The sequence below is a fragment of the Citrobacter sp. CK188 genome, from assembly GCF_030333525.1.
GTDB classification, from domain to species: Bacteria; Pseudomonadota; Gammaproteobacteria; order Enterobacterales; family Enterobacteriaceae; genus Citrobacter_B; species Citrobacter_B koseri.
Map to the genome: position 1 here is coordinate 663961 of NZ_JAOWFU010000029.1, position 12839 is coordinate 676799.

General features: G+C 54.0%; 9 protein-coding genes. 5 read left to right on the plus strand and 4 right to left on the minus strand.

The features are described 5' to 3' along the window. Positions 1-3: 3 nt before the first annotated feature. A complete protein-coding gene (locus OGV67_RS08710; protein ID WP_115614240.1) occupies positions 4-696 on the minus strand; it encodes a fimbrial biogenesis chaperone in 693 nt (230 codons plus the stop codon). A 149-nt stretch (positions 697-845) separates the two neighbouring features. Further along, positions 846-1421 carry a fimbrial protein gene (locus OGV67_RS08715; RefSeq protein WP_012131973.1) on the minus strand — a complete coding sequence of 192 codons (576 nt, stop codon included), beginning with the start codon at positions 1419-1421 and terminating at the stop codon, positions 846-848. 510 nt (positions 1422-1931) lie between these two features. Here OGV67_RS08715 and flhB point away from each other — a divergent pair. The 5 genes from flhB (at position 1932) to bglB (ending at position 8535) form a co-directional block, all read left to right on the plus strand. Beyond that, positions 1932-3083 carry a flagellar biosynthesis protein FlhB gene (flhB, locus tag OGV67_RS08720; protein WP_012131975.1) on the plus strand — a complete coding sequence of 384 codons (1152 nt, stop codon included), beginning with the start codon at positions 1932-1934 and terminating at the stop codon, positions 3081-3083. Continuing rightward, positions 3076-5154, plus strand: coding sequence for a flagellar biosynthesis protein FlhA (gene flhA, locus OGV67_RS08725; protein ID WP_012131976.1), 2079 nt, complete (start codon positions 3076-3078; stop codon positions 5152-5154). The genes flhB and flhA overlap by 8 nt, the downstream gene beginning before the upstream one ends. Beyond that, complete coding sequence (gene flhE / locus OGV67_RS08730; protein WP_012131977.1) at positions 5154-5546, plus strand: flagellar protein FlhE; 393 nt, start codon at positions 5154-5156, stop codon at positions 5544-5546. Before flhA ends, flhE begins: the two co-directional genes overlap by 1 nt. Positions 5547-5807: 261 nt before the next feature. Further along, positions 5808-7391 (plus strand): MFS transporter, encoded by a 1584-nt coding sequence (locus OGV67_RS08735; protein ID WP_060815996.1) that lies wholly within the window; start codon positions 5808-5810, stop codon positions 7389-7391. Positions 7392-7395: 4 nt separating this feature from the next. Beyond that, positions 7396-8535 carry a beta-galactosidase BglB gene (bglB, locus tag OGV67_RS08740; RefSeq protein WP_115614242.1) on the plus strand — a complete coding sequence of 380 codons (1140 nt, stop codon included), beginning with the start codon at positions 7396-7398 and terminating at the stop codon, positions 8533-8535. A gap of 207 nt (positions 8536-8742) precedes the next feature. On the opposite strand, the gene mrdA2 is transcribed toward bglB, so the two are convergent. Then, positions 8743-10584 carry a peptidoglycan DD-transpeptidase MrdA2 gene (gene mrdA2 / locus OGV67_RS08745; RefSeq protein WP_115614243.1) on the minus strand — a complete coding sequence of 614 codons (1842 nt, stop codon included), beginning with the start codon at positions 10582-10584 and terminating at the stop codon, positions 8743-8745. A 285-nt stretch (positions 10585-10869) separates the two neighbouring features. After that, entirely contained in the window at positions 10870-12603 is a 1734-nt protein-coding gene (argS, locus tag OGV67_RS08750; protein ID WP_115181532.1) for an arginine--tRNA ligase, read from the minus strand. Positions 12604-12839: the final 236 nt, after the last annotated feature.

Here is a 12839-nt window from a genome sequence, read left to right on the forward strand (position 1 = left end):
GGTTTAATCCCGAGCCAGAGTGACGGTATATTTGTCAGAGGCGTTGCCGTAATCCGTAATGCAACGCCAGCTAACGGTGTTTCCCGAGGCGCTTTTCGGCACCGGGATTTGCACGCTGGACCTGGGAGTGACCATATCGGCTTTCTCAAGTCTGGTGTTGCCGAGCAGCAGACTGTCAAAGATGCTGTGAAACGCGCCTTCATTGACCACCGTTAACATTTCGCCGTGACGAACAAAATGCAGGTTCTTGCAGGTCTCGGTGGGCGTATCTTGCAAGCCCTTCGGACGCCAGAACAATTTCAGACGCGTTTTGTAAATCAGACGCAACACGTTTTTATCATCGTCTTCTTTGGCCGTACCGGGAATTGTGCGCACATTCATGTAGAACAGGGATTCCCGGTCTGTGGGAAGCGCGGTTCCATTCCAGGCAATACGCAGGCTTTGTTCTTTCTGCGGGTCAAGACGGAACAGTGGCGGCGTGACAATAAAAGGCCCACGCGTTTTACCGTCGCCGGTATCGGACCATGACTGGATCAGCCACGGCAGTTCCTTCTCTTTATTGACCAGCGGAAGGGCGACCTCTTTTTTCCCTGCGTCATAGATAATGCGCGTGCGGCCAACCTGAATTCCAGCGGCATGGCTAAATGATGTTAATATTACAGGGAGGCATAATAAAACCTGAGATACAGTACGCATAACCTTAACTTATATTAAGTGGACATATAAAAGCGGGGGAGATAATAGTCCGGGTCCATTTTCGGACTATTATCAGATTCGCCTTCCTGAAATAAATCTGTTAATGCCAGAAGATGCTATGGATTTTATCAATGAGTAAAGTCAGGTTATTAACGATAAAGTATATTTACGGTCATGTCCGCATCGGCCGGGCCCGCAGTGACGGTTTGCGCGAATGATTTATAACGGGCATTGAAATTCGCCTGAACAGAGTCGCCCGTCAGAGTGGGTAATTCGATAAACACCTGTCCTTCTCCACCATCCATTGTAATGAGTTGCGTGTCTTTATTTTCCGGGCTAACGGCAATACCGACCCCTGTTGCCGCCGTATCTCCGGCGGTAGTGATTTTACTGACATCCAGTAATGTCGAAGAACCTGTCAGGGCGGTTGTCCCGTTAAACGTTAACTGAACGGCGGGCAGACCATCGCTTTTAAGTGGGCAATCCACTAATACAATGGAAAAGGGGGCAAGCGTTGATTCAGTTCCTGGAGTGGAAAAAAGCGAGGTGGGGTAAGTACCTAATGGCACGGTGCTGTTCGTTCCATCATCGCCCTGAATCTCACAACTGGGTTCGATAATTTGTCCTGTGAAGTGAATCGTACCGGCATTCAGTTCGGCGGCGAAGGTTCCCGTTGACGCCAGTGCCAGCAGCGCGCCTGATATAATATGTCCTCTTGCGTTCATAGCTATAGTTCCTTAACGGTGATATCCATGATATGAAATTGTTCAGTTTCAGATGGGGTGAATTTATTGCAAATAGAAAACGGGGTCAATATTAAATTATATCTATATGTGTGAATTTAAAATATATTCTGTGAATCAATGAAGGCTATTATACCGTCAGTGTCGCCTGCTTTCTGTGCATAAATATTGTAATAAAGTATTTTTTCTCTGGTGAAAAGATAAATTGAAGAAATGAAAACCAGGTAATATATTTTAAAGACTTCTTTAATCTTGATGACAGAAGGCGAAATTAACCTCCGTAATACAGGTTTATATAAATGCTCATTGTATTTTATGTCAATGAAATGTGATCCCACTTCCCTTATTCCGAAAATAAGACGCCTGACCGGCAGAGAAAATCCGCTTGCTGACAAACAAGACAAAAAGAGGGCGTTATGGGGGCTATTCCGCCTATTGACTGCGGCGTGTTCTGGCATGATCGATGCAACGTAATGGCAGCAGGCGTATGCAGTGGCAGAAGAGAGCGACGACGACAAAACAGAAGCCCCCACACCCCACCGACTTGAAAAAGCGCGGGAGGAAGGGCAAGTCCCCCGATCGAAGGAGTTGACCTCACTGCTGATTTTGCTGGTGGGCGTTTGCATTATCTGGATCGGCGGTGAGTCGCTGGCGCGTCGCCTGGCGGGGATGTTGTCGGCTGGGCTGCGTTTCGATCACAGCATGGTGAACGACCCCAATTTGATCCTCGGGCAGATTATTTTGCTGATTAAAGAGGCGATGATTGCGTTGCTGCCGCTCATCACCGGCGTTGTGCTGGTCGCGCTGATCTCGCCGGTCATGCTCGGCGGCCTGATTTTCAGCGGTAAATCACTGCAACCCAAATTTTCAAAACTGAATCCGCTATCGGGGATTAAACGCATGTTCTCCGCCCAGACCGGCGCGGAACTGCTGAAAGCAATCCTGAAATCGACGCTGGTGGGAAGCGTGGCGGGATTTTATCTCTGGCATCACTGGCCGGAGATGATGCGCCTGATGGCGGAATCTCCGGTTACGGCGATGGGCAACGCGCTTGATTTAGTCGGGCTGTGCGCGCTTCTGGTTGTGCTGGGCGTGATTCCGATGGTGGCGTTTGACGTCGTCTTCCAGATCTTCAGCCACCTGAAGAAACTGCGGATGTCGCGTAAAGATATTCGCGATGAATTTAAAGAGAGTGAAGGCGATCCGCACATCAAAGGGAAAATTCGCCAGATGCAGCGTGCGGCTGCGCAGCGGCGCATGATGGAAGATGTGCCTAAAGCGGATGTCATCGTGACTAACCCGACGCATTACTCGGTTGCGTTGCAGTACGACGAAAACAAAATGAGTGCGCCAAAAGTGGTCGCCAAAGGCGCGGGACTGGTGGCGCTGCGCATTCGCGAAATCGGCGCGGAACATCGGGTGCCGACCTTAGAAGCGCCCCCGCTGGCGCGCGCCTTGTATCGGCATGCTGAAATTGGTCAGCAAATCCCCGGCCAGCTCTATGCCGCAGTGGCAGAAGTGCTGGCATGGGTATGGCAGCTCAAACGCTGGCGTCTTGCCGGTGGACAACGTCCTCCACAACCTGAAAATCTTCCTGTGCCTGAAGCACTGGATTTTATGAACGAGAAGAATACTGATGGCTAATCTGGTCGCGATGCTGCGCCTGCCCAGCAACCTGAAATCCACGCAATGGCAAATTCTTGCCGGACCGATCCTCATCCTGCTGATTTTGTCGATGATGGTGCTGCCGCTGCCCGCCTTCATCCTCGACCTGCTGTTCACCTTTAATATCGCGCTGTCGATCATGGTGCTGTTGGTGGCGATGTTCACCCAGCGCACGCTGGAATTTGCCGCATTCCCGACAATATTGCTTTTCACCACGCTGTTGCGCCTGGCGCTGAACGTGGCGTCAACCCGTATCATCCTGATGGAAGGGCATACCGGTGCAGCGGCGGCGGGGAAAGTGGTCGAGGCGTTTGGTCACTTCCTGGTCGGCGGCAACTTTGCGATCGGTATTGTGGTGTTCGTCATTCTCGTCATCATCAACTTTATGGTTATCACCAAGGGCGCCGGGCGTATCGCGGAAGTGGGCGCACGTTTCGTGCTGGACGGGATGCCCGGTAAACAGATGGCGATCGACGCCGACCTGAACGCTGGTCTGATTGGCGAAGATGAAGCGAAAAAACGTCGTGCTGAAGTGACGCAGGAAGCGGATTTCTACGGGTCAATGGACGGTGCGAGTAAGTTTGTGCGCGGGGATGCCATCGCCGGTATCTTAATCATGGTCATTAACATCGTGGGCGGCCTGCTGGTGGGGGTTCTGCAACACGGGATGGACATGGGGCACGCGGCGGAAAGTTACACCCTGCTGACGATCGGCGACGGCCTGGTGGCGCAAATTCCGGCGCTGGTGATCTCTACGGCGGCGGGCGTTATCGTCACCCGCGTAAGCACCGACCAGGATGTGGGCGAACAGATGGTGGGGCAACTGTTCAGCAACCCGAGTGTGATGCTGCTTAGCGCATCGGTTCTCGGCCTGCTTGGCCTGGTGCCGGGGATGCCAAACCTGGTGTTCCTGATGTTTACGGCGGCGCTATTGGGCCTTGCCTGGTGGCTGCGCGGGCGTGAACAAAAACCACCGGCAGAGCCGCAGGCCGTCAAGATGCCGGAAAATAATTCAGTAGTTGAAGCCACCTGGAACGATGTACAGCTTGAAGATTCGCTGGGCATGGAGGTGGGCTACCGCCTGATCCCGATGGTGGATTTCCAGCAGGACGGCGAACTGCTCGGGCGAATCCGCAGTATTCGTAAAAAGTTCGCCCAGGATATGGGCTTCCTGCCGCCAGTGGTACACATTCGCGACAATATGGACTTACAGCCAGCGCGCTATCGCATTCTGATGAAAGGGGTAGAAATTGGCAGCGGCGACGCCTATCCGGGACGCTGGCTGGCGATTAACCCAGGCACGGCGGCGGGAACGCTGCCGGGCGAACAGACTGTCGATCCCGCTTTTGGCCTGGACGCCATCTGGATCGAAAGCGCGCTGAAAGAGCAGGCGCAGATTCAGGGCTTCACCGTGGTGGAAGCCAGTACCGTCGTGGCGACGCATCTTAACCACTTGATTGGTCAGTTTGCCGCAGAGTTGTTTGGTCGCCAGGAGGCGCAGCAACTGCTGGATCGCGTATCACAAGAGATGCCAAAGCTGACGGAAGATTTGGTGCCTGGCGTTGTAACGCTCACGACCCTGCATAAAGTGTTGCAGAACCTGCTGGATGAAAAAGTGCCGATCCGTGATATGCGCACGATTCTGGAAACGCTGGCGGAACATGCGCCGTTGCAAAGCGATCCGCATGAATTAACCGCCGTGGTGCGTGTGGCGCTGGGCAGGGCGATTACGCAGCAGTGGTTCCCGGGCAATGACGAAGTGCAGGTGATTGGGCTGGATACTCCGCTGGAGCGCCTGCTGTTGCAGGCGTTACAGGGCGGTGGCGGCCTTGAACCGGGGCTGGCCGATCGCTTGTTGGCGCAAACCCAGGAGGCGCTGTCCCGTCAGGAAATGCTGGGCGCGCCGCCGGTTCTGCTGGTGAACCACGCGCTACGCCCGCTGCTGTCGCGCTTTTTACGCCGGAGTTTGCCGCAGCTGGTGGTGTTGTCGAACATGGAGCTTTCTGACAATCGCAACATCCGTATGACGGCGACAATTGGAGGGAAATAATGCGTAAATTACTCGGCTTATTGTTATTTCCGCTGGCGGTGCAGGCCGCCGGAGAAGGGGCGTGGCAGGCCAGCAGTATCGGCATTACCCTGAACCATCGTGGGGTGTCGGCGTCGTCTGCTCCATTGTCGTCAGGCCAGCCGGTGTCCGGTTTAATGACGCTGGTCGCCTGGCGCTATGAACTGAATGGCCCGACGCCGGCGGGGCTTCGGGCGCGTTTGTGTTCACAGTCCCGTTGCGTGGAGCTGGACGGACAGAGCGGAACCACCCACGGGTTCGCGAATGTGCCTGCCGCTGAACCGTTGCGCTTCGTGTGGGAGGTGCCGGGCGGCGGGCGACTGATTCCCGCATTAAAAGTGCAGCGTAATCAGGTGATTGTAAACTATCGTTAACTCCCCGCGCCAACAGCAGCCAGCAGACAACGTGCTGGCTGTCTCACAATTTTGACCCCATCTTTTGATTCAATAGAAACGCTGTTTTATAAATCGGTGACGCGCGTTGCCAGACTCTTTGTATTTTTGCCATCTCATCTGATGGTGTGGCAAAAATGAAAAGGTTTCACTTTCTGTTAGCTTTTACTGTGGCCGTGTAAAAACTCCCTTTGGCGAAGCCAATATGCCGGGGGTCTCCCAACAATTTGCAGGGTTAACGGCATGAAAACACGTAAAATTGGATTGGCGAATTATTTAGCCTATGGTTCGGGCGATTTTCTGGGCGCAGGAACCACTGCATTAACCGCCGCATGGTTACTCTATTTCTACACGACCTTCTGTGGCCTTACGCCGATTGAGGCGACATTCATTTTCGCTGCCGCGAGGGTTCTGGATGCGGTCGTCAGCCCGCTGATGGGCTTTCTGACCGATAACTTCGGTTCGACCTGGTTCGGCAGACGCTTTGGCCGTCGTAAGTTCTTTATTCTGCTTGGTATTCCATGCGTCTTTAGCTACTCGCTCATGTGGGTTGGCGATATGGGATTCTGGTACTACCTGCTGACTTATCTGCTGTTCGACATTGTCTACACCATGATTCTTGTCCCTTACGAGACGCTGGTGCCGGAAATGACCGATGACTTCAAACAGAAGACCCGGTTCTCCGGGGCGCGTATCTCAATGGCGCAGATGTCTGCGATTCTGGCCTCGTTCCTGCCGGGTATCCTGCTGACTGCCTTTGGTAAAGACAACCCCATTTCTTTTTTCTATGCCAGCCTGGTGTTCTCGGTGCTGTGCGCGCTGATGCTGACTTTTGTGTGGTTCTTTACCTGGGAGCGCCCGCGCGAAGAGTGGACGGAGGCGGCGCTGCGCGCGGAAGAAGAGAAGAAAAGCCTGACGTTCAGCCAGAGTATGAGCCGTTTGTTTGTTGAGCTGAGCTCGACGCTGCGCATCAAGATTTTCCGCCAGCATCTGGGGATGTATCTTGGGGGATATATCGCACAGGACGTCTTTAACGCCGTCTTTACCTGGTATGTTGTTTTTGTCCTGATGCAGGAAGCCTCACTGGCGTCGAATTTGCTCGGTACGATGGCTATCTTCCAGTTCATTGCGGTGATTGCCATGATCCCGCTGTGCATTCGCTTCGGGCCTGCGCCGTCATACCGGATGGTCGTGGTGCTCTTTGGTCTGAGTTCTCTCTCTTATGCCGTTCTTTATTATGCGGGCTTAAGCGATGTTTATTCGCTGCTGCTGCTGATCTCAGCGCTGGCGGGGCTTGGTCGCGGCGGGATCAACTATGTGCCGTGGAATACCTACACCTATATTGCCGATGTTGATGAGGTGATTACCGGTCAACGGCGGGAAGGGATCTTCGCGGGCATCATGACGCTGACCCGTAAAGCCTCTCAGGCCGGGGCCGTCATGCTGGTCGGGATTGTGATGCAGATGTCTGGTTTTGTATCAGGGCAGAGCATACAGCCTGAAGCGGTCAGTCATACCATTCTGCTGATTCTGAGCTGCGGCACGCTGTCCGTGCTGGCCTTTGGTTTCCTGGTTTCTTTGCGTTTCAAACTGAATTTGCAAACGCACGGCACCCTGCGTGAAGAGACCGCCAAAATGCGTGAGTCGGGCCGGGTGATGCCGGAAGCCATCACGCCGCAGGCGCGTGCGACCGTCGAGATGCTCTCCGGTATGCCGTATGAATCACTGTGGGGTAACAACAATATTGGTTATCTGAACCGTAATAAACCTGCGGCGCCTTCGCTTCAACAGGGCGCTGCGCTGAATTCGACATTGAACAGAGGTTAAGGATATGAAAGTTTGGCCCGTCAAACACAGCCCATTATTACGTCAGCCGGCGCGATTTATCTCCCGGGAAGCGCTGCAAGCCTTGATTCAGACGGTGACGAACAATCTGGTCAATATCAGGGATGAGAGCGGACAATTTCTGCTGCGCCTGGACGATGGCCGGGTGATTGATACCAAAGGCTGGGCAGGCTGGGAGTGGACGCATGGCGTCGGTCTGTACGGTATGCATCAGTATTATCAACAGACCGGTGATGAGAAAATGCGCGACATTATCGATAACTGGTTTGCCGAGCGTTTCGCCGAAGGCGCGACCACCAAAAACGTTAACACGATGGCGCCGTTTTTGACGCTGGCGTATCGCTATGAAGAGACGCGTAACCCGGCGTATCTGCCCTGGCTTGAGTCCTGGGCGGAGTGGGCGATGAATGAGATGCCGCGCACCGATCATGGCGGTATGCAGCACATGACGCTGGCGGAAGAAAACCATCAGCAGATGTGGGATGACACGCTGATGATGACGGTGATGCCGCTGGCGAAGATTGGCAAACTGCTCAACCGCCCGGAATATGTGGAAGAGGCAATTTATCAGTTCCTGCTGCACGTACAGAATCTGATGGATAAAGAGACCGGTCTGTGGTTCCACGGCTGGAGCTATGATGGTCATCATAACTTTGCCAGGGCTCGTTGGGCGCGGGGTAACAGTTGGCTTACCATCGTGATTCCAGATTTCCTGGAACTGGTCGATTTGCCGGAGAAGAACGCGGTTCGCCGCTATCTGATTCAGGTTCTGAACGCGCAGATCGCCGCGCTGGCAAATTGTCAGGATGAGAGTGGGCTATGGCATACCCTGCTGGACGATCCTGATTCCTATCTGGAGGCCTCGGCAACGGCGGGGTTCGCCTACGGCATTCTGAAAGCGGTGCGTAAACGCTATGTTGGGGCGGAATATGCGCAGACGGCTGAAAGCGCGATTCGCGGTATCGTGAAACACATTTCGCCGGAAGGCGAGTTGCTGCAAACGTCCTTTGGCACGGGAATGGGGCACGATCTGGATTTCTATCGCGACATTCCGCTGACATCGATGCCGTACGGGCAGGCGATGGCGATACTGTGTCTGACGGAGTATTTGCGTAAGTATTTTTGAGAGGGACGCCCGATGGCGCTGCGCTTATCGGGCCTACGGTTCGACGCAGTTTGTAGGCCGGATAAGGCGTTTACGCCGCCATCCGGCATGTTGGCCGGTATATTCACCGTAGGCCCGATAAGGCGTTTACGCCGCCATCCGGCATGTTAGCCGGTATATTCACCGTAGGCCGGATAAGGCGTTTACGCCGCCATCCGGCATGTGCTGTTATTGCGGCGCAAAAAGGTGATCCATGATTTGCCGCATCACCGGCGCGGCGGTCACGCCGTCGCTGCCGCCGTTTTCCAGAATCAACGCCACCGCGACTTTCGGGTTTTTATACGGCGCGAAAGCGGTGTAAAACACATGGTCGCGCAGACGGATGGGGATCATTTTCGCATTATAGGTCTGGTTTTCTTTCAGACTGAACACTTGCGAAGTGCCGCTTTTGGCCGCAATACCGTAGGGTGCGGTGTGGAAGAATTTATAACCGGTGCCGTTCGGCGCATTCGCCATACCAAACATCGCCTGTCGCACCAGCCCCCAATAAGGCGAGGCGGCATCGGCAATCTGCGTTTCCGTCTGAGGCGCCTGCCAGGGCATGACGGCCTTGCCGGACACTTTACTCTGAAGCAGGTGAGGGGCGATCACTTTCCCGTTGTTGATCAGCGCTACTATCGCTTTCACCATCTGGATCGGTGTGGCAATCCAGTACCCCTGGCCGATACCGACTGAAATCGTATCCCCCTGATACCAGGCTTTTTTATGTACTCTCTCTTTCCACTCGCGGCTGGGTAGCAGGCCGTTATACTCTTCATCCAGATCGATACCGGTGGGCTTACCGTAACCAAATTGACCGAGCATGGTGTTAATGCGATCGATCCCCATCATCCAGGCGACCTGATAGAAAAAGGTGTCGGCGGATTCTTCAATCGCTTTGGTGACATCCAGCATACCGTGGCCGGTTTTTTTCCAGTCGCGGTAATGGCGTTGTGTGCCGGGGAGCGTCCAGGTCGGCGCGCCGAAGAAGGTGGTTTGCGGCGTGATAACGCCGTTTAACAGCGCAGACATCGCGATATAAGGTTTCACCGTGGAGGCGGGCGGGTATAGCCCCTGGGTGACGCGGTTAATCAATGGCAGATCTTTATCATGCAGTAACCTGCCGTAATCCTGATGGCTGATGCCCTTCACAAACGGGTTTGGATCATAGCTGGGCGTGGAGACCATCGCCAGCACTGAACCGTCGTGGGGATCTTCGACCAGCACTGCCGCGCGCTGACCGGTAAGCAGGCTTTCTATATATTCCTGTAGATGTAAATCCAGCGTCAGGTGGATGTCTTTACCGGCAACGGGCGGGACATTTTTTAACAGGCGCACGATGCGTCCGTGGTTATCCACTTCGACCTCCCGGTAGCCCGTTTTGCCGTGCAGATCATTTTCGTAATAGCGTTCAATGCCCTGCTTACCGATGTTGTGATCGGCGGAATAGTTTTCAGCCAGACCTTTTTCATCCAGCGCTTTCAGGTCGCTGTCGTTAATCTTCGACACGTAACCGAGCACATGCGCCAGCTCCGCGCCGTAGGGGTACTGACGGTCTTCATAACTGTTGATCGTCACGCCGTTGAAATGGAACTGGTTAACGGAAAAGCGGGCAATTTCGACGTCCGACAGCGCGTTTTTCAATACCACCGGGCGATAGCGGCTGCCTGATTTCAACGCATGGTGAAAGGCCGCAATATCATCAGGCGTGAGATCCACGAGAGGGGTAAGCTGACGTAACAGCGCGTCCATGTCGGCAATTTTGTATGGGGTGACGGAAATATCATACCAGGTGATATTACGCACCAGCGGAATACCGTTGCGATCGTAGATGATGCCGCGCGTCGGGGCGACGGGCAGCATTTTGATGTCATTTTCGTTTGAACGGGTCGTGTAATACTGATGCTGACGGATTTGTAAATCGTAGAGATTGACAATCAGGACGCCAAAGCAGACAACCACCAGGCCAAAGGCCACTATCACGCGTCTCAGAAAGAGTTTTTCTTCCGCAGCAAAATCTTTAAACGTCATTGTCCACACCCGATAAATTCGCCGCCTAATAATACGGAGGCGTCACCGGCATGACAGACAAAAGATGTTCCATCTCTCTACGGAAATGTGTCATTCCTTGTGAGTCGTTACAAATTACAGTTAACGTAGCCGTTTCTCGTAGGCTGGATAAGGCGTTTACGCCGCCATCCGGCAAGGTGCGCCTTACCGCCTGATGGCGCTTCGCTTATCAGGCCTACGAGGGCGGTCATTCGGGAAAATAAAAAACCCGCGACATAGCGCGGGTTTTCACATCACCCGATGTGATTACATCCGTTCTACGGTCTCAATACCCAGCGTATCCAGACCCAGTTTCAGCGTTTTCGCGGTCAGTTGCGCCAGTTTCAGACGGCTGTTACGAACCTCTTCGTTTTCCGCGCTGAGGATCGGGCAGTGCTCGTAGAAGCCAGAGAACAAACCGGCAACGTCATACAGGTAGGCGCACATCACATGCGGCGTACCTTCACGCGCGACCACGGTCAGCGTTTCTTCGAACTGCAACAGGCGCGCAGCCAGCTGGGCTTCGCGATCTTCACGGATAACGACCGGCGCGCTGGACAGGGCGCTCTCGTCAATCTCCGCTTTACGGAACACGGACAGCACGCGGGTATAGGCATACTGCATATATGGCGCGGTGTTGCCTTCGAACGCCAGCATGTTGTCCCAGTCGAAGATGTAGTCAGTAGTGCGGTTTTTGGAGAGATCCGCATATTTCACCGCGCCGATACCAACCGCGTTGGCCAGTTTTTCCAGCTCGTCGGCAGGCATATCCGGGTTCTTCCCGGCCACCAGACGGCGTGCGCGTTCCAGCGCTTCATCCAGCAGATCGGCCAGCTTCACCGTACCGCCCGCGCGGGTTTTGAACGGCTTGCCGTCTTTACCGAGCATCATGCCGAACATATGGTGTTCCAGCGGCACGGAATCCGGCACGTAACCGGCTTTGCGTACGATGGTCCATGCTTGCATCAGGTGCTGATGCTGGCGGGAGTCGATGTAGTACAGCACGCGATCCGCATGCAGCGTTTCATAGCGGTATTTCGCGCAGGCGATGTCGGTGGTGGTGTAGAGATAGCCGCCATCTTTCTTCTGAATGATCACGCCCATCGGTTCGCCTTCCTTGTTTTTATATTCATCAAGGAAAACAACGGTTGCGCCTTCGCTTTCAACCGCCAGACCCTGAGCTTTCAGGTCGGCGACGATGCCAGGCAGCATCGGGTTATACAGGCTTTCACCCATCACATCGTCACGGGTTAACGTAACGTTCAGGCGATTGTAGGTGATCTGGTTCTGCGTCATGGTGATGTCGACCAGCTTGCGCCACATGTCGAGGAAGTACGGGTCGCCGCCCTGTAGTTTCACCACGTAGTTACGTGCGCGCTCGGCGAACGCTTCGTCTTCATCGTAATGTTTTTTCGCATCACGGTAGAAACCTTCGAGGTCGGCCAGCGCCATTTCACCTGCGTTTTCCTGCTGCTGTTTTTCCAGCCAGGCGATAAGCATACCGAACTGTGTTCCCCAGTCGCCGACGTGGTTAGCGCGGATAACGTGATGGCCGAGGAACTCCAGCGTGCGCACGGCGGCATCGCCGATGATGGTGGAGCGCAGGTGGCCGACATGCATCTCTTTCGCGACGTTAGGCGCGGAGTAGTCGATAACCACGGTCTGTTTCGCAGGTTTAGCCACGCCCAGACGCTCAGAAGCCAGCGCCTGTTGAACATGTTCAGCAAGAAATGCCGGGTCGAGGAAAATATTGATAAAGCCAGGACCTGCGATTTCAACCTTGCTGGCGATGCCGTTGAGATCCAGATGAGTCAGCACCTGCTCTGCAAGTTGTCGCGGCGCCATACCCAGTTTTTTAGCAACTGCCATCATGCCGTTGGCCTGATAGTCGCCGAACTGTACTTTTGCTGACTGACGAACCTGCGGTTCGCAATTTGCAGGCGCGCCTGCTGCAATCATGGCCTGACTAACTTTTTCTGAGAGAAGAGCCTGAATATTCACCGGAATACCTTACGTGTAAGACGCGGATTAACTGAGTCCGCGCCAGTTTAAGAATTTAGGGCGGGAGTATACTGCAAATGCCCGTTGGCGTCAGCATTGCGCGCGCGCCGTATCGCTGGAAATATGCGCAATAAAATTATGCATAAGCATTCATTTTATATTCAAAGAAATCAGCGGTTGGTTGGCGATGCACAACAGAGTAAATTAGCGACTTTGTACACCGATAAGAGTTTTGA